The sequence below is a fragment of the Streptomyces sp. NBC_00654 genome (genome assembly GCF_026341775.1).
GTDB lineage: Bacteria > Actinomycetota > Actinomycetes > Streptomycetales > Streptomycetaceae > Streptomyces.
Window position 1 is genome coordinate 4,110,300 of sequence record NZ_JAPEOB010000001.1, and the last position, 26,384, is coordinate 4,136,683.

General features: G+C 71.8%; 5 protein-coding genes. 4 read left to right on the forward strand and 1 reads right to left on the reverse strand.

Annotated elements, in window-relative coordinates:
- Positions 1 to 4 precede the first annotated feature (4 nt).
- The 4 genes from asnB (at position 5) to OHA98_RS17580 (ending at position 25,095) form a co-directional block, all read left to right on the forward strand.
- Positions 5 to 2,077, forward strand: coding sequence for an asparagine synthase (glutamine-hydrolyzing) (gene asnB, locus OHA98_RS17565; RefSeq protein WP_266926868.1), 2,073 nt, complete (start codon positions 5 to 7; stop codon positions 2,075 to 2,077).
- Positions 2,074 to 22,260, forward strand: a complete 20,187-nt coding sequence (locus tag OHA98_RS17570) for an SDR family NAD(P)-dependent oxidoreductase (protein WP_266926870.1) — start codon at positions 2,074 to 2,076, stop codon at positions 22,258 to 22,260. The genes asnB and OHA98_RS17570 overlap by 4 nt, the downstream gene beginning before the upstream one ends.
- A gap of 124 nt (positions 22,261 to 22,384) precedes the next feature.
- Entirely contained in the window at positions 22,385 to 23,314 is a 930-nt protein-coding gene (locus OHA98_RS17575; protein ID WP_266926872.1) for a LysR family transcriptional regulator, read from the forward strand.
- Positions 23,315 to 23,367: 53 nt separating this feature from the next.
- Entirely contained in the window at positions 23,368 to 25,095 is a 1,728-nt protein-coding gene (locus OHA98_RS17580; RefSeq protein WP_266926874.1) for a condensation domain-containing protein, read from the forward strand.
- Positions 25,096 to 25,232: 137 nt separating this feature from the next.
- On the opposite strand, the gene OHA98_RS17585 is transcribed toward OHA98_RS17580, so the two are convergent.
- Complete coding sequence (locus tag OHA98_RS17585; protein WP_266926876.1) at positions 25,233 to 26,321, reverse strand: NADH:flavin oxidoreductase; 1,089 nt, start codon at positions 26,319 to 26,321, stop codon at positions 25,233 to 25,235.
- Positions 26,322 to 26,384 lie beyond the last annotated feature (63 nt).

Consider the following 26,384-nt stretch of genomic DNA (forward strand, 5'->3'; position numbering starts at 1 on the left):
CCGCATGTGCGGAATCGCAGGCTTCGTCTCGCCCACGCTCGACGCCGGAGCCATGCCCGAGGTCATGGCCTCGATGCTGTCGCTCATCCACCACCGCGGACCGGACGACGCGGGCTACTACCTGGATGACGGCGTCGCCATGGGCACCACCCGGCTGTCGATCGTCGACCTCCCCATGGGCGCACAGCCGATGGCGGACCCGGCGGAACGCTACTGGATCTGCTTCAACGGCGAGCTGTACAACCATGTCGAACTGCGCGAAGAGCTGCGCGGGCTCGGCCGCCGCTTCCGTACACGTTCGGACACCGAGGTCTTCGTGCAGGCGTGGGCCCAATGGGGGCTCGGCTGTCTGCCGCGTCTCAACGGGGCGTTCGCGGTCGCGATCCGGGACGTGCTGACGGGCGATCTGTTCCTGGCACGCGACAGGTTCGGCAAACGCCCGCTCTTCTACGTCGACGGCGCCTCGGGCGACGGCTTCGGCCTCGGCGCGCCGGACGGCCGGGGCGGGGAATTCCTCTTCGCCTCGGAGATGAAAGCGTTCCAGGCGTTCCCGGGGTTCCGTTTCGAACTCGATCCCCATGAACTCGCCTCGACCTTCGCCGTATGGACGCCGCTGCCGGACCGGACTCCCTTCCAGCACATCCGTCAAGTCCCCATGGGCGGATACCTGACCGTTCGCGGCGGACGGGCGACGCAGGGCGACTACGCCGCGCTGGAACTCGATGTGCCCCCGTTCACCGGTTCCGAACGCGAAGCGGCCGCATTTGTCCGTGAAGCGCTCCGGGAGAGTGTCGAGTTGCGGCTGCGGAGCGATGTCGAGGTCGGCGTCTACCTGAGCGGCGGCCTCGACTCCTCCATTGTGACCAAGCTGACCACGGACCTCTCCTCGCACGACGTCCGCACCTTTTCGGTGGAGTTCGAGGACGCGGCCTTCGACGAGTCGAGCAGCCAGCAGGTCGTCGCCTCGCATCTCGGGACGCTCCACTCGTCCATCGCCGTCTCGCACGCCGATATCGCGGCGAACTTCCCCTCAGCGGTGTATCACGCCGAAGTGCCCGCATTCCGCGCGGCGTTCGTGCCCATGTATCTTCTGTCCCGCCACGCGCGGGACGCCGGAATCAAAGTGATCCTCAGCGGCGAAGGCGCCGACGAGGCCTTCCTCGGCTACTCACTCTTCCGCGAGACGCTGCTGCGCGCCTCCTGGAACGAACTGTCGGACGACGAGCGGATGGCCAGGCTCGGCAGTCTCCACCCGGAGCTGAGCCACTTCGGTCCCGCGAACCGGGCGCGGCTGAAGGGCCTCTTCGAGCAGTTCGCCGTCGAGCGGCTGCCCGGACTCTTCTCGCACGAACTCCGCTACCAGAACGGCCGGTTCGCGGCACGGCTGGTCAAGCGGCGTGACGAACCGTTCGCGGACCTGCTGGCACTCACGGACGCGACCGCCGGCTACGCCGCCCTGAGCCCGGTCCGCAAGGCGCAGTGGCTCGAATACAAGACGCTCCTTCCCGGCTACCTCCTCTCGACGCAGGGCGAGCGCATGAGCCTCGCTCACGGCGTCGAGAACCGCTGTCCATTTCTCGACCCCGCGGTCGTCCGCGCGGCGGCGTCGGTCAACCTGCGGTTCGACGACGGCTTCGAGGAGAAGGCGATCCTGAAGAAGGCGTTCTGGGGCGAGCTGCCGGAATCGAGTCTCACCCGGCGGAAACAGCCCTACCGCGCGCCCGGCGCGACCGTCTTCAAGGAGCAGCGCCCCGACTATCTGGACCTGCTGCTCTCGGACACCGAACTGCGGAAGATCGACGGCATCGACCCGGTGTTCGCGCGGAAACTCGTCACCAAGATCATGGCCACGCCGGAGGGGGAGATCAGCACGAAGGAGGACCAGGCCTTCGTCTATCTCCTCTCGACCGCGGTCCTCAACCAGCAGTACGTCCTCGGCCGGGGAACGCACCGGTACACCGCCCCGCCGGCCGGTTTCACCGTGCGGACGATCGTGGATCACCGCACATCCCGGCGGCCCGAGCCGGCCGGACCGGCACTCACCGAAGCCATGCCCCGGACAGGAGGACTCCGATGAGTACGGCCGGACCGGCGCCCGCGTCGGACGATGTCGCGATCATCGGGCTCGCCCTGCGATTCCCCGGTGCCGACACACTGGAAGAACTCAGCCGCCATCTCATCGCGGGCCGCTCGCTCATCTCGGAGGTCCCGTCCGAGCGCTGGTCCAAGGAGCGGTACTTCGGCGATCCGAAGCGCGGGGCCCAGCGGACGAACAGCATCTGGGGCGGCTTCATCGAGCACGCGGACTGCTTCGACGCCGGCTTCTTCAACATCTCGCCGCGCGAGGCCGAGAGCATGGACCCGCAGCAGCGCATGGCGCTCGAACTCGCCTGGCGGGCCCTGGAGGACGCCGGTTACGCGGCGAGCGGGCTCGCCGGTACGGAAACCGGCGTCTTCATGGGCGTATGCCATGCGGACTACGCGGAGATGATGGAACGCGAAGGGGCCAGGACGGACGTCTACTTCCCCACCGGCACCGCCTACTCGATCATCGCGAACCGTGTCTCGTACCACTTCGATTTCCAGGGTCCGAGCATCACCAATGACACGGCGTGTTCCAGCTCGCTCGTCTCCGTGTACGAAGCGGTCCGCGCACTGCGCAACGGCGAGTGCGGCCTCGCCCTCGCGGGCGGAGTCAACCTGATCTGGTCGCCGAAGCACTTCGTCGCCTTCAGCCAGGCGAGCATGCTCTCCCGCACCGGCCGTGCGAGCGCCTTCGACGAGAGCGCCGACGGCTATGTGCGCGGTGAGGGCGGAGCCGTCCTTCTGCTGAAACCCCTGGCCCAGGCGGTCGCGGACGGTGACCTCGTCCACGCGGTCATCAAGGGAGTCGCCACGAACCACGGTGGCCGCACGAATTCCCTCACGGTCACCAACCCGGCGGCCCAGGCGAATCTGATCGAGAAGCTCTACACCCGCGCCGGAATCCGCCCGGAGACCGTTTCCTACATCGAGGCGCACGGCCCGGGAACACCGGTCGGCGACCCCATCGAGATCATGGCCCTGAAGCGGGCCTTCCGTAACCTGCACACGGCCCAGGGCACCGTCGCCGAGCCGTCGAGCTGCGGGATCGGCTCGGTGAAGACCAATATCGGCCATCTGGAAGGGGCCGCAGGAGTAGCCGGAATCGCCAAGGTGATCGGCTCCCTGGCCCACCGGACGCTGCCCGCGACCGTCAACTTCCGGAACCAGAACAGGCTCATCAAGTTCGAGGACAGCCCCTTCCACGTGGTCCGCGACACCCGGCCCTGGGACGCGCCGCCCGCAGGAGCGGACGGAAGGATCCCGCCACGCCGGGCCGGGGTGAGTTCGTTCGGTTTCGGTGGCACGAACGCGCATGTCGTGCTGGAGGAACACCCCGCCGGGGACGGGGCGGCGGACACGGGCCGCGAAGGCGCGGACGACGCGGTCCACCGGGAGGCTCAGCTCGTGCCGCTCTCGGCGAAGACACCGGAACGGCTTCGCGCGGTCGCCGGTAACCTGCTCGCCCATCTGCGCGAGCAGCCCTCGCAGGCGCTCGCCGACATCGCGTACACCCTGCGGACCGGCCGTGATCCGATGCCCGCACGGGTGGCGTTCGTCGTTGCCGGCCGGGACGAACTCACCTTGCTCCTCCAGGAGTTCGCTGACGGTACCCGCGCCGAGGGCCAGGTCCACCTGGGCGACGGGGCGGCGGGTGCCGGTGGCGGTGCCGACGTCCTGAGGACGACAGGAGCACGCTGGGTCAACGGCGAGGCGGTGGACTGGGCGGATCAGCACGGCCGGGGCGACCTCCGGGCGCGTCCGCGCCGTGTGCGCCTGCCCGGATACCCCTTCGCCCGTGAGCGCCACTGGTTCAGGACACCGCCGAAGGAAACCACGACGGGCACGACGCCCCCGACGAGTGGAAGCGCCGTGTCACACCCGCTCGTTCACACCGACACCTCCGGCCCCACCGGGAAGCGCTACAGCTCGGCCTTCACCGGAGAGGAGCCGTTCCTCGCCTCGCACATCGTGGGCGGACGGCGGGTACTGCCGGCCGCGGCCCAGGTGGAGATGGCGCGCGCCGCGGTGGTGCGCGCGGTGGGGCGCGACGCCGAGGAACCCGCGGTCCTCAGACTCCGCAACGTCGCGTGGACGCGCCCGCTCGTCGTGGGGGACTCACCCGTCGACGCGCACGTGGCGCTCACCCCGCAGGACAGCGGAGCGATGGCCTTCGAGATCTCCACCGGCGCCACCGAACCCGTGGCCCACAGCTCGGGCATCGTCGTGATCGGCGGGCCCGAGCGGCCGGAACGGCTCGATCTCGACCGGCTGCTGGCCGCCTGCCCCGGGGAGCGCGCACCGGCGGAGGTGTACGCGGCCTTCCACGCCCGGGGGCTGGAGTACGGGCCCGCCATGCGCGGCCTGGAGCGGATCCGGCTGGGCACACGGGAACTGGTCGCGCGCATCGGGAAGCCCGCCGCCGGCCGGGCCGGGGACACCGGTTGCGTACTTCCCCCGAGCGTGCTCGACGCGGCCCTCCAGGCCTCGCTCGTTCTCATGGCACAGACATCGGACCAGCAGGCCGACGGCCCGGCGCTGCCGTTCGCCTTCGAGGAACTCGCGGTGTACGGCCCCTGCGGGTCCGAGACCTGGGCATGGGTGCGGCGCCGTGCGGGACACAGCACCCTCGACATGTTCGACATCGACCTCTGCGACGCGCAGGGCGTCGTGAGCGTCGCCCTGCGCGGGCTGGTCCAGCGCACGGACCCGGCGCGGCCCGCGCACGGCACCCGCACCGGCGTCGTGACCGCCGCCGTCGACTGGGTGCGTACGCCCCTGGACGCGCACGGGGAGGGGGCGGCGCCCCTCCCGTCCGTGCGCGGGTATCTCGGTGGAGGAGCGGCCGGGCACAGCGCCGCCGTGGAGAACGCCACCGGCTTCACCGTCACCGGCCTCCCCGGGGTCGCGCCCGCCCACGTCGCCGATGGTGCCGGGGCCGTGCTGGATCTGGTCTTCGGACACGTCGCCGAACTGGTGAGGTCGAAGCCCGGGGGAGCGCACCGGTTCGTCACCCTGGTGGACGACCGGACACCGCGCCACCACCACGCGGCGCTCACCGGCCTGTTCCGGACCCTCGTGCTGGAGAACCCGCGCATCTCGGGCCGTCTCGTACGCGTCGCCGGGCTCGACACCGCGCCGCCGGAGCGGATCGCGGAGATCCTGCGGGCGGAGGCAGCGGACCGGGGGCCCGACTGCGAGATCCGCTACGGAGCGGACGGTACGCGCGAGGCGTCCCGGATCGTGGAACTCGACCTGGGCGAGGGGCCCGGGATCCCGCCGCTGAAGGAGGGCGGGGTCTACTGGATCACGGGCGGCCTCGGCGGCCTGGGGCTGCATGTCGCGCGGTACTTCGGCCGGTGTGCCGGGGTCACCGTCGTGCTGAGCGGGCGGTCGGCGCCCGGCCCCGCGAGCGAGGCGGCCCTGCGAACGCTGCGCGAGGAGGGGATCGACGCCCGCTACCTCCCCGTCGACGTGGGGTCGAAGGCGGCCGTGGACGGGGCGGTCGACGCCCTCATCCGGGACCACGGAACGGTCGACGGCATCGTCCACGCGGCCGGCGTCCTGCGTGACTCGTACCTCTTCACCAAGGACGTCTCCGATCTCCGGGCGGTGCTGGAGCCGAAGATCGACGGCGTCCTCAACCTCGACGCCGCCTCCCGCGGCCTCGCGCTGGACTTCTTCGTCGCCTTCTCCTCGGTGGCGGGGGTGTTCGGCAACCCGGGGCAGTCGGACTACGCGGCGGCCAACACCTTCCTGGACGCCTTCGCCCACCATCGCCGGGCCCTCGTCGGCCTCGGCGAGCGCACCGGGCGGACCTGCGCCGTCGGCTGGCCGCTCTGGGCCGACGGCGGGATGACCATGGACCCCGTGACGCGGGAGGCGATGCGCCGGGACCGCGGCTGGGAGCCTCTCCCGACGGAGGACGGCCTTCGGGTACTGGGCCGCGTACTGCGCGACGGGCCCGAACAGGTCGTGGTGGCGTACGGCGCGGCCGCGACGCTCACGGCCGTCGCCGCCCCGCCCCCGCGGGCGCCCGCTTCCGTACCCGTGGACACGGTCCCCGCCGTCGCCGGGGAAGATCTGACGGAACGGACGACCGAACTCCTGCGGCGCGTCGTGGGCGACGTGCTGCACCGCGACCCCGGGACGATCGACGAGACGGTCAACCTCGTCGAGTACGGCATCGACTCGCTGGCCATCCTGGAGACGACCTCGTCGCTCGAAGAACTCTTCGGCCCGCTGTCCAAGACGATCTTCTTCGAGCACACCAGCATCGAGGGCGTCGCAGGCCACTTCATCGCGGAGCACGGCGACACGCTGCGCGCGGTCCTCGGCGCCGGAGACCCGCCGCCGACGGCCGCCGAGGCGGCCGGTGCGCCGGCTCCCGCGGCTCCCTCACACCTCGCACCGGTCACCGCCACGCCCACGGCGGACGACCGGTACGACACCGCCCCCGCGGCGGACCGCGACGACTACCACGACATCGCGATCATCGGCATCTCGGGGACGTACCCGGGAGCGGACACGCTCGACGAGCTGTGGTCGGTGCTCGAAGAGGGCCGCCACGAGTTCCGGGAAGTGCCGCGCGAGCGCTGGGACTACGACGCGGTCTACAGCCGCGACCGCAGCGTCCTGGGCAAGAGCTCCATCCGCACCGGCACCTTCCTCCAGGACATCGACACCTTCGACCCCCGCTACTTCCGTATCTCCAAGCGTGATGCCGAGAGCATGTCGCCCGAAGTGCGGATGTTCCTCCGGACCGGCGTCGAGGCGCTCGAGGACGCGGGCTATTCGCGCGAGACGATCCACCGGATGTACGAGGGTGACGTCGGCGTGCTCGTCGGGTCCATGAGCAACCACTACGGCCTGTACGGATTCCAGAACAGCCTGACGCGCGGGTCGGAGGCCAGCGGCAGCTACACGGGGACGCTGCCCAACATGCTCTCGTACTTCTACGGACTCACCGGGCCCTCGATCTTCGTGGACACGATGTGCTCGGGATCCTCGACCTGTGTGCACCAGGCCGTGCAGATGCTCCGGGCGCGCGAGTGCAGGATGGTCGTCGCGGGCGGGGTGAACCTGCTCCTGCACCCGTACAACCTCATCAGCTCCTCGCAGGAGCACTTCACGACGGCGACCTCGGACGTGATCCGGAGCTTCGGCGTCGGCGCGGACGGGACCATCCTCGGTGAGGGCGTCGGCGCCGTCGTCCTCAAACCGCTCGTCGAGGCCGAGCGCGACGGTGACCATGTGTACGCGGTCATCAAGGGAACGGCACTGGCCAACGCGGGTGTGCGCAACGGGTTCACGGTCCCCAGCCCGCGGATGCAGGCCCGCGCGGTCGAGAAGGCCATCGACGACGCGGGGGTCGACCCCCGGACCATCAGCTATGTGGAAGCCCATGGGTCCGGGACCTCACTGGGCGACCCGATCGAGGTCAAGGCACTGACCACCGCCTACCAGAAGTACACCCGGGACAGTCAGTTCTGCGCGATCGGCTCGGTCAAGTCCAACATGGGACACCTGCTGCACGCCGCCGGAATGATCGGGATCGCGAAGGTGGTCCTGCAGTTCCAGAAGGGGAAGCTGGCCCCCTCGCTGCACAGCTCGGTGACGAACCCGGACATCGACTTCTCCCGCACCCCCTTCCGGGTCCAGCAGGAACTGGCCACCTGGGAGCCGGCGGTGACGACCGTCGACGGACGCCGGATCACCCACCCCCGGCGGGCGGGCATCACCTCGATCGGTGCGGGCGGGATGAACTCGCACATCATCCTGGAGGAATACCCGCGCACCGACGGCGATCCGCGCGGTACGGGGGACGGGCCCGAGGAACTCTTCGTCTTCTCCGCGATGAACGAGGCCGCGCTCGCCGCGTACCTCGGCCGCTTCCGCGCGTTCCTCGCCGCCGGAACGGAGACCGACACCGCGTCGATCGCCTTCACGCTCCGCGTCGGCAAGAACGAACTCCCGCACCGCTGGGCGTTCCTCGCCAGGACCACCGGCGAGGCCATCGCCGCCGTCGACCGCTATCTGGCGGGGGACCGGGACCCCGTGGCCGCTCTCGCGAGCGGTGAGGGGCGGACCGAGGACCTGCGGACCCTGGCGACCACATGGGTGGGCGGCAGGAGCGTCGACTGGAGCGGGGCCGTACGGGGCGCACGCGCACCCCGGCGGGTCTCCCTCCCCGCGTATCCCTTCGAGCGTGTGCGCTGCTGGGTCGCCCAGGAGGACGGCGCGCCGTCCGTGACCGCACCGCTCGCACTCCGCGAGAAGCTCCACCCCTTCCTCGGCCGGAACGAGTCCGACGTCAGCGGGCTGCGGTACGTACTGGACGTACACCTGGACGATCTCCTGGACTACGGCTGCACATCGGGGGAGCGCCACGACAGCCGGCGGACCGTGGTCCCCACCTACGCCGTCGATCTGGCGATCGCCGCCACGAAGGTCTCCGGATTCTCCGACGGATCGGTCGTGCGCGGGCTGCGCCTGCCGGGCCCGGTGCCCTGGACGACCGCGGCCCGGCTGACGACGTCCTTCGACCCTGCCGCCGACGGGAAGTCGGCCTCCGCTCTCGTGTTGGCGGAGGACGCGTCGGGGGCACGGGTGGCCGTCGCGGCGTTCGACGTCACCGCGGGTGATGAGGACCGCACGCCGCCGTCCGGCGGGTTCCGCGCGAAAGCCTTCACGGGGATTCCGGTGGCGGACCTCACGGCCGGCCCGGTGGAACCGCGCACCCGCGCCGAGTTCCTCGCGGAACTCGCCGAAGGCGGACTCGGATACACACCGGAGCTCAACGGCACCGAGAGCGCACACCGGCTGCCGGACGGACGACTGGTGCTCAAGGTCACCACCCCCGAGCTCCAGCGTGACCATGTGAAGCCGAACGTCACCCTCGCGCCGCACGTCCTCGCCGCCGTCGCGCAGGGCATCCAGTACGAGGCGAAGCGGGCGGGCTTCCCGAACTGGGCGCGGACCGCACCGCACCGGATCGACGAGATCCGGCTCCTCGCCGAGGGGAGCGCCGCCGGTGAACCGGTGGCCCACGTCGTCCTCGACGTGACCGCGGACAACGAGGGCCTGGGCGGTTCCGTCACCCTGCTGGACCGGAACGGCGAAGTGACCGCGGTTCTCCGCGACATGTGGTGCGGCGATGACGAAGGACCCCGAAAGGAAGAGGGAGTGAGCGCAGACGCTGTGGACGCGACCGAGGGAACGGACAGCCGGACGCCCCAGGAGGACAGCGACGGCATCATCTCCTTCGCGGTGGACGAGCTGCGTGACATGGCGAGCGGCATTCTCAAGTTCGAACTCGCCGAACTCGACCCCCGTACGGGCTTCGACGCCTTCGGCTTCGACTCGATCTCGCTCGTCTCCCTCTCGAAGCGGGTACGCGAGCGGCTCGGCATAGATCTGACCCCCGCGGTCTTCTTCGACCGGAACACGTTCGACTCACTGGGCAGGCATCTCGCCGCGGAATACGAGGGCCCGCTGCGCGTGGCGTACGAGCGGTCGCTCCCGCCGGCCCCCGCCGGGCACCGCGCCGCCCCCGGTCACTCGGACCCGGTCCACGACGAGAGGGCCGAGGCAGCCGCGACGGCCGAGGCCGCCGAGGCCGTGCCGGAGACCGCCCCGCTCCGCCCGGCGCCCGCGGACCCGCGCATGCCGATCGCCGTCATCGGAGCCGCGGGCCGCTTCCCCGGCGCACCCGGCCTGGCGGCGTACTGGGCGAACCTGGCCGCGGGGGCGGACAACGTCACGGCGTTCCCCCTCGACCGGTACGACGAGGCCTACGCGCGGATCGTGGAGGCGTCCGAGTTCCCGCGCCACGCGGGCGTCCTGGACGATGTGGACGCCTTCGACGCCGCCTTCTTCCGTATCCTGCCGCGCGAGGCCGAGCTGATGGACCCGCAGCACCGCCTGGCGCTCCAGACGGTCTGGAACGCGCTGGAGCACAGCGGGTACACCCCCTCCGGCCTGCCGGACAGCACAGGGCTGTTCTTCGGTGTCTCGGGGACCGACTACGCGACCCTGCTCGCGGCCCACGGCACCCCGCCGGACGCCTTCACCTCCACGGGCAACGCCCACTCCATGCTCGCCAACCGCATCTCGTACGTACTTGACATCCACGGTCCCAGCCAGCCGGTCGACACGGCCTGCTCCAGCTCGCTCGTCGCCGTCCACCGGGCCGTCGAGGCCATTCGCTCCGGGGCGTGCGACGCCGCGATCGCGGGCGGGGTGAACCTGCTCCTCAGCGTCGACACCTTCGTCAGCGCGGCGCGGGCCGGCATGCTGAGCCCGGACGGACGGTGCAAGACCTTCGCGAGCGACGCGAACGGATATGTGCGGGGCGAGGGCGTCGGCGCCGTCGTTCTGAAGCCGCTCGCGGACGCGGAGCGCGACGGGGACGCCGTCCTCGGCGTGATCGTCGGGAACGCCGAGAACCACGGCGGGCGGGCGAACTCCCTCACCGCGCCCAACGGTGCCGCGCAGACCGACCTCGTGGTCCGGGCGCTGGGCGGCATCGACCCCCGCACGATCGGCTACGTCGAGGCCCACGGCACCGGTACGGCCCTGGGCGATCCCGTCGAGGTGCGCGCGCTCCGGACTGCCTTCCGGCAGCTGGGCGGCGACGGCACCGCGACCTGCGGACTCGGTTCCGTGAAGACCAACATCGGGCATCTGGAAGCCGCCGCCGGGATCGCCGGGCTGCTCAAGGTGCTTCTCGCGATGGAACACAGCACGCTGCCGCCGACCCGTAACTGCGACGAGATCAATCCCTACATCCAGCTCGACGGCAGCCCGTTCCGCCTCGTGCGCGCCAGTGAACCCTGGGAACGCTCCCGCGGCCGTGACGGCGTTCCCGTGCCGCGCCGGGCGGGAGTCAGCAGCTTCGGCTTCGGCGGCGCGAACTGCCACGTCGTGATCGAGGACTACGCCGGACCGGGCGCGGACGCGCCTGCGGGGCAGGAAGCGGACGGCCCCGGGAACCGTGTGGCCGTACCCCTGTCGGCCCGTACGGAACAGCAGCTGCGCGAGCGGGCACGGGACCTGCTCGCCCACATCGAGGACAACGCTCCCCGGCCCGCCCCGCTCGCCTCGATCGCGTGGACGCTCCAGACCGGGCGCGAGGCCATGGCCGTACGGGTCGGCTGGGTCGTCGCGTCCCGTAGTGAACTCGCGGAGAATCTGCGGGAGTTCATCAACGGGACGACGGCGCCCGGTCCGCGGCGCGGCACTGATGCGCGGCAGGGCACCGGGCCCGTTCCGGACGGCCTCGACGATGTGATCGCACGCTGGAGCGAAGGCGCCGAGGTGGACTGGCGCCGGCTTCACGGGGCCACCGGTTCCGCCCCGCCGCGCCGCGCGCATCTGCCCACGTACCCGTTCGCACGCGACAGGTACTGGCTCCCGGACGGCGCCGCGGTGACCGGAAGCACGGCCGGGACCGGAAGCGCCGCGGTGACCGGCCATGCCGCCGTACCCGCCGGCGCGGCCGCGACGACGCTGCTCGTACCCCGCTGGACCCCGAAGCCCGTGACATCGGGCGGTGCCGGCGGGACGGCGTACACGCGTCATGCCGTGGTCCTCTGCGGAGCGGCGGCGGCAGCGCGGGACGCCGTCGGACGACGGCTGCCGGATGCGCGCTGCCACACCGTGACGACCACCAAGCAGCGTCCCGAGAGCCGCTTCACCGACCTCTCGCGGCAGGTCTTCGAGATCGTCCGCACGCTCGCCGGACAGGCGGGCGGTACCACGCTCGTTCAAGTGGTGACACCGGCGGACGGCGACGAAGCGGTCGGACTGGCGCTGGCGGGACTCCTGCGCACGACGACGCTCGAACACCCGCACATCACCGGGCAGGTTGTCGGTCTCGAAGGAGAGCACGACGCGGACGGCATCGCGGCCCTCGTCGTGGAGAACGCACGGCACGCGGACGACGGACTCGTCCTTCACCGGGGCTCCGGACGACGGGTGCGGACCTGGGCCCCGAAGACGGCCGGCGGTACGGGCACGCCGTGGCGCTCGGAGGGCGTGTACCTGATCACAGGAGGTGCCGGCGGCATCGGCGCCGTCGTCGCCCGCCGGATCGCCCGGGACTGCGCACGCCCGACGCTCGTCCTCGTCGGACGGTCGGCACCGGACACCCGAACCGGTCGACTGCTCGACGAGCTGCGGGAGGCCGGGGCGCTCGCCCGGTACGCCGTCGCGGATGTCTCCCGCTGGGAGGAGGTGCGTCATCTCGTCTCGCGCGTGGGTGAGGAGAGCGGCGCGATCCACGGAATCATCCACGCGGCGGGCGTGATCCACGACGCGTATCTGACGGACAAGTCCGCGGAGGAATGGGAGAGCGTCCTCGCACCGAAGACCGACGGCCTGGTGCACCTGGACCGGGCCACGGCGCATCTGCCGCTCGAAGCCTTCCTGCTCTTCTCGTCGGGCGCCGCCATCACCGGAAACCCCGGGCAGTCCGACTACGCGACAGCCAACGCCCATCTCGGCGCGTACGCCGCCCGCCGCAACGCACGCGTCGCGGCGGGCGAGCGGCCGGGCCGTACGGTCTCGATCGCATGGCCGCTCTGGAAGGACGGGGGAATGACGGTCGACGACGCGACCCGCGCCTACCTCCGGCGCCACCGCGGCCTCGTGCCCATGGAGTCGGACGAGGGAATCGACGCCCTGCTGGGCGCCTGGCGGCTCGGCGAGTCGGGCGAGGACCAGATCTGGGTGCACCACGGCGACGCGGCGAAGGCCGTCCCCGGACGGGCGGTCACCTCCGCCTCCGCTCCCGCTGCCCCCGTCGCCGCTGTCTCCGCTGTCTCCGCCTCCGCGTCCGTGCCGGGGACGGCCGGCGGGCAGCCCGACCGGGAGACGCTCCGCTCGGTCGTGGAACTCTTCGCCCGCGTCACGAAGCTTCCGCTTCTCGACATCGACGCCGACCGGCCGCTCGACGACATGGCCCTCGACTCGGTCATGATCGTCCAGCTGAACAGGGAGCTGTCCACCGTGTACGGAGAGGTCCCGACGACGCTCTTCTACGAATCCCCCACCCTGCGCGCCGTCGCCGGGCACTTCGCCGGGAGGCACGCCCCCCCGGCTCCCGGCACACGGACCGGCGCACCCTTCGCCGCACCGTCCGGCGTGCCGTCGGGCACCGCGGGGACAACGGCGGCACGGCCCGGTTCCGAGGCATCCGGCGTCCCCGGCACGCCCGGCCCCGACGAAGCCATCGCGATCATCGGAATGAGCGGGCGCTACCCGCAGGCCGCGAACACCGACGAGTTCTGGGAGAACCTCAAGGCGGGACGGGACTCCATCACGGAGATCCCGCCCGGCCGCTGGCCGCTGGACGGCTTCTACGAACCGGACCGCGCCACCGCCATCGCCACGGGGCGCAGTTACAGCAAATGGGGCGGATTCCTGGACGACTTCGACGCGTTCGATCCGCAGTTCTTCCGGATCGCGCCGCGCGACGCCTACACCATGGATCCGCAGGAGCGCCTCTTCCTCCAGGCCTCCTGGGAGGTGATCGAGGACGCGGGCTACACCCGCGAGGAACTGGCGCGCCGCCACCGGAGCCGGGTCGGGGTCTTCGCCGGTGTGACCAAGTCCGGCCACGCACGGCACGGCGAGGCCCGGCTGCCCTCGGGCGAGACGGTCGTGCCCGCGCTGTCCTTCGCCTCGCTCAGCGCTCGGACCTCGTACGTCCTCGACCTCCATGGGCCCAGCCTGACGATCGACACGATGTGCTCGTCCTCGCTCACCGCGATCCACGAGGCCTGCGAGCACCTTCGCCGGGGCTCCTGCGAGATGGCCATCGCCGGCGGGGTGAACCTGTATCTGCACCCCTCCGACTACGTCGAGCTGTGCCGCTCCACCATGCTGTCCTCGCAGGCCCGGGTACGGAGCTTCGGCAGCGGCGGTGACGGGTTCGTGCCCGGCGAGGGCGTGGGCGCCGTGCTGCTGAAGCCGCTCGGGCGGGCTCTCGCGGACGGCGACCGGGTGCTCGCGGTGGTCCGCGGGACCGGTATCAACCACGGCGGGCGGTCCCACGGATATACGGTGCCGAGCCCGACCGCCCAGGCGGAACTGATCGGTGAGGTGCTGACCCGGGCCGGGATTCCGGCGCGCGAGGTGAGCTGTGTCGAGGCGCACGGCACGGGTACGGAGCTGGGCGATCCGATCGAGGTGAAGGGTCTTTCGCTCGCCTTCGAAGAGTCCACGGACGAGCGGCAGTTCTGCGCGATCGGCTCCGTGAAGTCGGGGATCGGCCATCTGGAGGCCGCCGCGGGCATCGCGGGTGTCACCAAGGCCGTGCTCCAGCTCCGGCACCGCACGCTCGTGCCGAGCCTGCACGCCGAGGAGCTGAACCCCGGAATCAGGTTCGACGGGACACCGTTCTTCGTCCAGCGGACCCTCACGCCGTGGGAGTCCGAACGGCCGAGGATCGCCGCGGTCTCCTCCTTCGGAGCCGGCGGGTCGAACGCACACGTGATCCTTGAGGAGTACGTGGCGGCCGACGACGGCGACCGGGCGGCCCCCGACGGGGGCGAGCACATCGTCGTCCTCTCCGCGCGGACACCGGAGCGGCTGCGGCACTCCGCCGCGCGTCTGCTGGCGTTCCTCGAACGGAAGGACGCGGAGGGCGGCGCGGTCGCCCTGGCGGACCTCGCCTTCACGCTGCAGACCGGACGCGAGGCGATGAAGGAGCGTCTGGCGGTGACCGTGGCCTCCCTGCCCGAACTCCGGCGCGTACTGCGCGGATACACGGAGAACGGGGACGGGGCGGGCACGCCGGGAGTCCACCGGGGCAGCGCCGGACAGCTGCCGGGACCCGTCGCCGAGATCTCCGCCGACGACGATCTGCGGGAACTGCTGATCGAACGGTGGGCACGGGCGGGCAAGCACGACAAGCTGGCCGCGCTCTGGGCCGGCGGTGTGGAGCTGGACTGGCGGACGCTGCACGCGACGGCGCCGCCCCGCCGGATCTCCCTGCCGACGTACCCGTTCGCCACGGAACGCTTCTGGATCGGGGACCTGGAGCCCGTCCGCCGGGTGACCGGGGGCGGTGCTCCCGCCCCCGCCGAGCCGACGCCGGCCACGCCCGCGATCACGCGGCCCGTCACGCCCGAGCCCACCGCGCACGTCGCACCCGAGCCCACGGACGAGGTGGACTCCGGCCTCACCCGGGACGAACGGGTGGCGCGCGTCGTGGCGGAGAAGATCGCGGAAGTCCTGGTCATGTCCCCGGACGAACTCGACGGCGGGCTCGCGTTCGCCGACTACGGCCTCGACTCCATCCTCGCCGTCCGGCTCGTCCATCTGCTCAACGAGACGCTCCGCATCGACCTCTCGACCGGCGTCGTCTTCGACCACAGCTCCGCCGACCGTCTCGTCGCCCATCTGCTCGCCGAGTACGGCGACATCGACGCCCCCGCCCCGGCGCGGGCCGGGGCCGCCGACGACCACCCGCGGATCACTCCCGCCGCTCCTCGGTCCGCCGCTCCCGAGGACCGGCCCGCCGGCCGCTCCACCGGCCGGGCGCCGATCGCCATCGTCGGGATGAGCGGACGGTACGCCGGTTCCGACACACTCGACGACCTCTGGACCCACCTCGTGAACGGTGACGACCTCGTCACCGAAGCCACCCGCTGGGATCTCACGGACACCGGGGCCGATGGACCGGCGCGCTGCACACGCGGCGGATTCCTCGACGGGATCGACCGGTTCGACCCGCTGTTCTTCGGCATCTCGGGCGTCGAGGCCGCAGTGATGGACCCCCAGCAGCGCCTGCTCCTCGAAGAGTCGTACAAGGCGCTGGAGGACGCCGGGTACGCCGGCCGTCAGCTGAGCGAAACCCGCTGCGGTGTGTACGTGGGCTGCTCCAACGGCGACTACCAGGACATCGTCGGACAGGACGCGCCGGCCCAGGCGTTCTGGGGGAACATGGCCTCCCTCATCCCGGCCCGCGTCTCCTACTTCCTGAATCTGAAGGGTCCCGCCCTGGCGGTCGACACCTCGTGCTCCAGCTCGCTCGTCGCGATCGACCTGGCGTGCCGGGGGCTCTGGTCCGGCGAGACGGAAATGGCACTGGCGGGCGGTGTGTTCGTCCAGTCGACGCCACGCCTCTACGAGCGGGCCGGACGCGCCGGAATGCTCTCGGCCACGGGACGCTGCCACACCTTCGACCACCGTGCCGACGGCTTCGTGCCGGGCGAGGGCGTCGGGGTGCTCGTCCTCAAGCGGCTGGACGACGCCCTCGCCGACGGCGACCACATCCACGGCGTGATCCGCGCCATGGGCAGCAACCACGACGGTGCCACCAACGGCATCACCGCGCCCAGCTCCCTCTCGCAGGAGCACCTGCTCCGCCACACCTACGAGGCCTTCGGCATCGACGTCGAATCCATCCAGCTCCTGGAGGCGCACGGCACCGGGACCCCGCTCGGCGACCCCATCGAATTCACGGCGCTCACCCGTGCGTTCCGGGCAGGCACCGGGAGGACCGGCTACTGCGCGCTGGGATCGGTCAAGACGAACCTCGGGCACACCCAGTTCGCCGCCGGTGTCGCGGGGGTGTTCAAGATCCTCCTCGCGATGCGGCACGAACAGATCCCCGCCTCGCTCCACTTCGAGAAGCCGAACCCCGCCATCAGCATCGAGGACAGCCCCTTCTACCCCAGCACACGCAACCACCGCTGGGAGGCCCCGCCCGGCGGCGGACCCCGCCGGGGAGCCGTCAGCTCCTTCGGCGCGAGCGGCACCAACGCCCATCTCGTCATCGAGGAGGCGCCGCCCGCCTCCCGGGTACGGGCCCGTGCGCACCGCTCCGCGTACCTCGTCGTTCTCTCGGCGCACTCGCGTGAGCAGCTGGCCCGGCAGCTGACCGCTCTGGCGGCACACAGCCGGCGCGCGGACGCCCCGGACCTGGGCGACCTCGCCTACACACTCGCCGTGGGAAGGGACCGGTTCGCCCACCGGTTCGCCTGCGTGGTCGCGGACCGCGCCGAGCTGCTGCGGATCCTCGACGAAGGGCTCGACGGAACACGGGCGTTCACCGGCCACGCGCTGCCGGCACGCCGGGGAGGAGCGGGCGCGGCGAAGGACGACGGCGCAGCCGTGCTGCGACGCTGCGCGGACCCGGCGGACACCGGAGCGGACAGCGACGCGTACCGCGCCGACCTCACCGCCCTCGCCCGCCACATCACCCGGGGAGCCGACCTCGACCTCGCTACGGTGTTCGCGGCGGAAGCCCATCTGCGGGTCCCCCTGCCGACGTACCCCTTCGCCGGGGAGAGCCACTGGGCCGGGCCGCCGCCCTCCTCCCCCGCACCGTCGGCCCGCCCCGCGGCGGTGCGCACGCCGGTGACGGAACACCCCCTGATCCACCGGTCCGAGGCCGTGCCCGGCGACTCCGGCGCACTGCGGGCCTCGACGGTGTTCCGGGGCGACGAGCCCGTCCTCCGCGACCACACGGTGCGCGGGCAGCACGTCCTCCCCGGCGTCGCCCAGCTCGAAATGGCACGGGAGACCGCGGTCCGGGCCTGGGGCGCCGACAGGACGAAGCCCCTGCTGATGCGCGACATCACCTGGGTGCGGCCGGCCGCCCTCGACGGAGCGCTCCTGAGCGTCGAGGTCCTGGTGAAGCCGGCGAAGGGCGGCGAACTCACCTTCGAGATCGCCGCGAAGAGCGACCCGGCCGGCGAAGCCGTCGTGGTCTCCACCGGGCGCGTCTCACCCTCCGGCACGGTGCGCCCCGACCGCGTCGACCTCGCCCCGCTGCGCGCGGCCTGCGCGAAGACCGTACCGGCGGAACGCATCCATCAGGCGCTCGCCGCGATGGGTATCGTCCACGGTCCCTCGCTGCGCGCCGTCCGCGAGGCACATGTCGGTGACGGCACCGTCCTGGCCCGGCTCGACCTGCCCGGCGGGGCCGCCCCGGCCGACGCCGCGTACGTCCTGCCCCCGGCCCTGCTGGACTCGGCCATCCAGGCCTCGACCGCCCTGCACCTCACCGAGGGCGCAGACTCGCCGGAGACCGTGGTGCCGTTCGCGCTCGACCGGTTCGAACTCCTCGCCCCGTGCCCGGCCCGGGTGTGGGCGGTCGTCCGTGTCGCGGACGCCACGCGGACGCCGACCGCACTGAGCCGCCTCGACGTGGACCTCGTCGACGACGACGGCGAGATCTGTGTCCGGATGACCGGATACACCTCGCGCCGGGTGAAGGAACCGGCACCCTCGCTGTTCGCACCGGTCTGGGAACCCCTGCCCGGCCACGCCTCGGACGACGCCGCACCCTCGCGGACGGACGAGGTCCTCGTCGTGGGAGGAAGCGCCGGACAGCGGTCCGCGCTCGCCCGTCAGTACCCCCGTGCCACGGTATGGGACCTGGCACCGGGCGCGTCGACGGACGAGATCGCCTCCCGGCTCCGGGCGTCGGCGGCGATCGGCCATCTCCTCTGGATCGCGCCCGACGCGGGCCGGGAGGACGGGACGGCTCTCCTGCCGACCGACACGGCCGGCTTCACCGCCGCCCAGGAGGACGGTGTCATCGCCGCCTTCCGCATGATCAAGGCCCTCGTCCGCACGGGACACGACGCCCGCCCGCTCACCGTGACCCTGATCACGCGACGCGCCATGGCCACGTACGACAGCGAGCCGGCCGCACCCGCCCACGCCGGACTGCACGGGCTGTTCGGGTCGCTCGGGCAGGAGTACGCGAACTGGTCGGTCCGCCGGATCGACCTCGACACCACCGACCTGCCCGAGGACCTCGCGGCGCTCCCCGGCCACCTCGGGAACGACGTCCTGGTGCGCCGCGCGGGTCAGTGGCTGGTACGCCGCTGGGCGCCGAACGACCCCGGGAAGGCGGAGCGGGCCGCGTACCGGGAAGGCGGCGTCTATGTCGTGATCGGAGGCGCGGGCGGACTCGGCACCGTATGGACCGAGCATGTCGTCCAGCGCTACGGCGCCCATGTGATCTGGATCGGCCGCCGCCCGCTGGACGCCTCGATCGAGGCGAAGCTGAACACCGGCCGCGGCAGTGTGCGCTACATCTGCGCCGACGCCGCGGACCCCGTTGCGCTGCGCGCCGCCCACGAGGAGATCAGGAGGCATCACCCGCGGATCGACGGCGTCATCCAGGCGGCGCTCGTCCTGCGGGACCAGAGCCTGGCGAGGATGGACGAAGCGACACTGCGCGCGAGCCTCGGCGCGAAGATCGACGTCAGCGTGGCGATGGCCGAGGTATTCGCGGAGGAGACACTGGACTTCGTCCTCTTCTTCTCGTCCGTCCAGTCGTTCACGACGGCCGCGGGCCAGGCCAACTACGCGGCCGGATGCACCTTCAGCGACGCCTACGCCCACTTCCTCGACCAGCACTGGACATGCCCGGTGAAGGTGATGAACTGGGGATGGTGGGGGAGCATCGGCAGCGCCTCGTCCGAACTCCACCGGGAGCACATGGCACGCTGGGGCCTCGTCTCGATCGAACCGCCGGAGGCGATGGCGGCACTCGACACGCTGCTCGGCGGCCCGCAGCGCCAGGTGAGCTTTGTCAAGCTGAGGAATCCCGACGCCATCGAGGGGATCGACCCGGCGACGCGGCTCACGGTCCACGCGCGGGCACGGTCCCATGTCGCCCCCGCCGCCGTCGTGGCGGGCACCACCGAACCGGCCGCGTGGGAGGCCATGCGCGCCATCGCCACCTGGCGCAGGACCGAGCGCGATCCGCTTCTCGGCCGCATGATCCGCGGCAACCTCGAAGCGCTCGGCGGCCTCGGCGGATCCGGTACACCCTCGTCCGCCGCCGATGTCGCCCGGCTCCGCCGGCGCGCCGGAATCCTGGAGCGGTACGGCCCGTGGCTCGACCACGCCCTCCGTGCCGTACCGGAGTCCGCCCCGCCGCTCGGCGTCCTCGACGAGGAGTGGGACCGGTGCCGCGCGCAGTGGTCCCAGGACCCCGACAAGAGCGCCGAACTCGCCCTGCTCGACGCCACCCTGCGGGCCCTGCCCGACATCCTCACCGGCCGGACCAGGCCGACCGACATCATGTTCCCGCGCGGCTCCGTCGCGCTCGTCGAAGGCACGTACCGCAACAACCGTGTGGCCGACATGTACAACCGCGCCATGTCGGACGCGGCGGCCGCCATCGTCGCCGAACGGCTGCGCCTGGACCCGTCCGCACGCCTTCGCATCCTGGAGATCGGCGCCGGCACGGGCGGCACGAGCGTGGGGATGTTCGCGGCACTGCGCCCCTTCCAGGACCACATCGAGACCTACACGTACTCCGATCTCTCCAAGGCGTTCCTGAATCACGCCCGGACCGAGTACGGACCGGAGGTCCCCTACCTCACCTACGCCCGCTTCGACGCCGAGAAGCCGCCGACGGGCCAGGGCGTGGACGTCGGCGACTACGACCTGGTCATCGCCGCCAACGTGCTGCACGCGACGCGCGACACCCGGAACACCATCCGCAACGCCAAGGCGACCATGCGCGACGGTGGGTGGCTCCTGATGAACGAACTCGCGACGTTCGATCTCTCCAGCCACCTCACGTTCGGGCTGCTGGAGGGCTGGTGGCTCTTCGAGGACCACGCGCTGCGCGTGCCGGGTTCGCCCGCGCTGTCACCCGCGAACTGGCGGGAGGTGCTGGCGGGCGAGGGATTCCCGTCGGTCGTCTCCGTGCTGCCCCGGGCACTTGAGCTCGGGCAGCAGATCATCGCCGCCGAGAGCGACGGGATCGCGCGCCGGACCGTGGCCCCGACGGCACAGCGGAAACCCGCGACCGGGCGCACATCGGCGAAGACCGTGCCGGAGACCCCCGCACCACCGAAACCCGCTCCCGCCCGGGCGGCCCCCGCAGCACCGGAAACCCCGGTCGCCCCGGTACTCCCGGCGACTCCGGTACGGATCCCGGCCCAGTCGGTGGACGGGGCCGGGGCCGCGGCGGTCACCGTCCCCGGCGCCGGTACGCGCAGCCGGTCCGGCACCATGGCCGGATACCTCCGCGACCAGGCGGCACAGACCCTGGGCGTTCCGGCGGAGAAGATCGATCTCTCGGCGCCGCTCAGCGACTACGGGATGGACTCCATCCTGGTCCTCCAGCTCACGAACGCGCTGCGCGAGGATCTCGGCGAGGTGTCGTCCACCCTGCTCTTCGAAGCCGAATCCATCGAGGAGCTCGCCGATCACTTCCTGACGGCCGGCGGCGGCGATGTGGAAGCCCTCATCGCACGGCTGGACTCCGCGGCGGAGACGCCCGCCTCCGGTGCCGTTCCCGGTGACGCCTCCCCGCCGTCGCCGGAGCCCCCGGACCGGACAGCGCCTCCCGCCCCGTCCACGTCGCACCCCATCGCCGCGCTCTTCCGCACCGCGCTGGAGACCGGCACCCCGCAACAGGCCGCCGACCTGCTGTCGATCGCCGCCCGGCTCCGGCCGACCTTCGCGGCCGGGGCGGGACCCGAGCCGGAGACCCTGCGGCTCTCGGAGGGCGAGCAGGGGCCGGCGCTGGTCTGCCTGCCCTCCCTCATCGCCCCCACCGGCCCGTTCCAGTACGTGAAGTTCGCCGCGGCACTCCGCGACCGCCGTCAGGTATGGACGGCCGCCGTCCCCGGATACGAGGCCGGGGAGCCGCTGCCCGTGAACCTGGACGCCGCCGCGGACCGGCTCGCGGACAAGCTGCTGCGGCGGTTCGAGGGCCGGCCGTTCGCCATCGGCGCCTATTCCTCCGGGGGGTGGCTGGCTCACGAGCTCGTACGACGGCTGGAGTCGGCCGGCGCTCCGCCCGCCGCCCTGGTGCTGCTCGATACGCCCCGGTCGGCCGGGGAGGCCATGGCCCGGGGCATGACGGTGATCACGCGGCGGCTGCTGGACCGGTTCCCGCGGCTTCCGGTCGTCGACGAACAGCTCACGGCGATGGCGTGGTACGCGCGGTTGCTCGACGGCTGGCGCCCGCTGCCGGTGACCACCCCGACCCTGCTGGTGCGGGCCGCGGAGGACCGGGCCCTGCCCGAACTGCTCGGCGACGACACCCGTGTCGGCTGGCCGCTGGAACACCTGGGGACCGAGGTCGCGGGGGACCACTTCTCCATGCTGGAGGAACACGCCGATGCGACCGCCCTCGCGGTACATCGGTGGCTGTCCGAACACAGCGACGTCCGGGAGAGGTTCTGATGGAGCCGTGTGCCACCGGCACAGCACGGACGGAGCCCGGCCGCCGGCCGGTGCTCCGCTCCGGGGCCGTCCGACAGGAACGCCGACCGGCCGGGCCCCGGGAGAACCTCTCCGGATGTGCGCGATGAACGATCGCCTGGGCTTCAGCCTCACACAACTGCGGTACTTCGTCGTATCCGCCGAGCTCGGCAACATCTCGGAGGCGGCCGAGAAGCTGTGCGCCTCGCAGTCGACGGTTTCGTCGGCCGTGATGCGGCTGGAACGTCAGCTCGGTGTGCAGCTGCTCCTTCGCCATCACGCCCGAGGGGTGAGTCTCACCCCGAGCGGACGCCACCTCCTGAGGGAGGCGCGCGCACTGCTGGGCCAGGCCAGGAACCTCAAGGCTCAGGGCGATGCCCTGGCGGGCGGCACCGCGGGCCGGCTCGATGTCGGATTCCTCCTCGCCCTCTCCCCGTTTCTGCTGCCCGTGGCCCACCGGGTGGCCGGGGAGCGGTACGGGGCGCTGCGGCTGAACGTCCACGAGGCGTCCGCCGACGGGGTTCTGAAAGCCCTTCAGGACGGCCGGTGCGAGCTGGCGGTGACGTACGGCTTCCTGTCGGGCGAGTGCCGGTTTCACCCCCTGGCCGATCTGCCCGTCCATGCCCTGGTGGCCGATGACGACCCGAGGGGCCTGTCCGGCCCCCTCGGCCTGGACGAGCTGGCCGTCCGGCCACTGGTCACCGTGAACGATCCGGCGGTCCTCCGCCATACCGAGGCGCTGTTCGCCGACGCCGGTGTCCGTATGCCCCGGGTGATGACGGCGACGAGCGCGGAGACCGTGCGCGGGCTGGTGGCGGCCGGTGCCGGGTTCACGCTGATGTGCCAGCGGGTGCCGAACACGACGACCTTGGACGGAGGGAGGGTCCGGGAGGTCGAGCTGCTCGGGGATCTTCCCTCCGTGTCGCTGGGGGTGGCCGTGATGCCGGATCTCACCATGAGCAGCCGGGGCGGAGCCTTCCTGGATGTGCTGAGATCGGCGGTTTCGATCAGCTGCGAGGCGAACTCCCATGTGTGAACCGGAGTTCCACCGCCCGGTGCGCGTGATCCCGTACCACCGAGGAGTGTGCCGTGCGTCCCGCTGACGGTATGTCCGCCACCGCCGACCAGGTCGTCGTCCTCTCGGCGCGGACTCCCGCGCAGCTGGCCGCGTCCGTCGGCAGGCTGTCCGGGTTCCTCGACCGCAACCCGGACACCGGCCTCGCCGATCTGGCGTTCACGCTCCAGGTGGGACAGGAGGCGATGGGCGAGCGGTACGCGGTCGTGGTGTCCTCGACCGAGGAGCTGAGGGCCGCCCTGCGGGCCGGCCGGGGACACCCGGGCACCGTGGAGGCGGCCCGGGGGCTGGCCGCGGAGATCCGCGACGACAGCGATCTGCGGGACCTGCTGATACGGCGCTGGGCCGCCACCGGAGAGCTGTCCCGGCTCGCGTCGCTGTGGGTGTCGGGCATCGAGGTGGACTGGTCGGGACTGCACCGGGAGGCACCGGGCCGGGTGCCGCACCTGGACTCGGTGCTGTCCGGCCCCCCGGGCACGGCGGGCGAACGCTGGAACCTGTCGAGCGGTCAGCTGGCGATGTACCGGGACCACCGGCGCTGGCCGGAGCCGATCACCTACAACCTCCCGCTCCTCTTCGAGATCCACGGGGACCTGGACACCGCGGCCCTGGAACGGGCGATCCGGGCACAGACAAGGATCCACCCGGTGCTGAGCGCGGTCTTCGGGGAGCGGGACGGTGTGCCGTACATGGACATCGACCCGGACCGGGTCCCGTCGTTCGACCGGGTCGGCCCGGGGGCCACCACGCGCGCCGGACAGATCGCCGAACTGCGGGCATTGGTCGACGTCCCCTTCGACCTGGCGACGGGCCCCCTGGTCAGGGCCCATCTGGTCTCCCTCGCCGGAGGGCGACGGCTGCTGTTGATCACCGTGCACCACATCCTGCTGGACGGCACGTCCACGGCGCTCCTGATCCGCACACTCAAGGAGGCCTACCGGGGCCAGGAGAGTGCGGGCCGGGCCACGTACGGCGACTTCGTCGCATGGGAGGAGGCGATGCTCGCCGGCCCGGGGGCGCGTCGCCACCGGGACCACTGGGTCCGTGAGCTGGCAGGGCCGCGTACGGCGCTCGCGCTGCCCTACGACCGTCCGTACGACCCGGAACGGATGCCCCGCGTGGATGTGGTGACGATGAGGCTGCCGCCCGCGCTGGTGACCGCGCTGGCCGGCAGGGCCGGGGAACACCGGGTCAGCGTCGCCATCGTGCTGTTCTCGACGTATGTGCGGTTTCTGCACCGGCTGACCGGACAGGACGACCTGGTCACGGGCCTGACCGCGGTCGCCCGCTACGAGGAGCGGTTCCAGGACGTGGTCGGCCAGTTCGTGAACTGCCTGCCCATCCGCTCCACCGGTACCGGCGGCTTTCCCGAGCTGCTCAGATCCATGCAGCGCAAGGTGATCGCCGGCATCGACCACGGAGCCCTCCCCCTGCCGGAGATCGCCCGTGCGCTGGGAGCGGAGGGAAAGCCGCTGGTGCTGGCGAACTTCCTTTTCCAGAATTTCGACGGCGCCGACCTGCTGACCAATAATTCTTCGGCCGGGCCGGGGGAATTGGACCTGCGACAGTTCGACGACCTGCCGTACGCCGGAGAGTTCGTTCTCTCGGTGGAGTTCTACCGGGAGGGCGACGGGTACAAAGTGTTCCTCAAGTACGACGCACAGGTATTTGACGAAACCACGGTGCGGCGTATGAGGGACGAATGGTATTCGGTCATGCAGAAGGAAGCGGGCGTGGAATAGGGGGCAGTCCACAGCCCGCAGCCCGTGTCGCCGGGGCTCGCGGGCGCGGGGGCAGGGGCAGAAGTAGGGACAGGGACCTGGCCGTGGTGCCGGCCGCCGCGTCCGGGATCCGTCGCGGCGGCCGGCGGAGACGGCGGTCAGGCCAGGGTCTTCAGGACGGCCGGGTCGTAGGGGACGGTCTGGGCCAGTTCGCCGCGCAGTGCCTTCGCCGCCCAATCGGGGTTGGCCAGCAGTGTCCTGCCCACGGCGACGAGGTCGAACTCGTCGCGCCCCAGCCGGGCCACCAGCTCCTCGATGCCGGTCAGTCCGGCCGGCCGGGTGAAGCCCTCGGTGAAGAGGCCCTCGCCGTACTGGCGGTCGAGGCCGACCGAACCCACCGTCACCGTGGCCCTGCCGCTCAGTCTGCGCACCCAGCCGGCCAGGTTGAGGTCACTGCCCTCGAACTCGGGCTGCCAGTAGCGGCGGGTCGAGGCGTGGAACGCGTCCACGCCGGCGTCGACCAACGGGGCCAGCAGCCGCTCCAGTTCGGCCGGGCTCTCCGCGGTGCGGGCGTCGTACCTGTTGACCTTCCACTGGGAGAGCCGGAAGAAGACCGGGAAGCCCGGGGCGACGGCCGCGCGGACGGCCTGCACGATCTCGGCGCCGAAGCGGGCACGGGAGGCCGGATCACCGCCGTACCGGTCGGTCCGGCGGTTGGTGCCGCTCCACAGGAAATCGTCGATCAGATAGCCGTGCGCGCCGTGCAGTTCGATGCCGTCGAACCCGAGCCGCTCGGCGGCCGCGGCGGCCTCCGCGAAGGTTGCCACCGTGTCGTCGATGTCCTGCTGGGTCATCGCCCTTCCGGCCGGTGAGCCGTCCAGCCCGAGCCCGGAAGGGCCCTCGGCGGGCGGCTCGGTCCCCGGACGCACGACCCCGGTGTGCCACAGCTGCGGAATGATCCTGCCCCCGGCCCGGTGCACCTGTCGCACCACGTCCGCCCAGCCCGCGAGGGCCCGCTCGCCGTAGAAGTGGGGCACGTCCTCGTACGCGCCGGCGGCGGCGCGGTCGACGTAGGTTCCCTCGGTGATGATCAGCCCGACCTGGTGGGCCGCCCGGAGGGCGTAGTACTCCGCGACGTCCGGGCCCGGCACACCTCCGGGGGACTTCATTCTGGTCATCGGGGCCATCACGATCCGGTTCGGGACCACGAGATCGCCCACGGTGAACGGCTCGTCCAGGCTGGCCATTGTTCCTCCCGAGTTTTCGCCACTGTTGACACAGATGTTCCGTGCGCGCCTGTTCCGCCACCC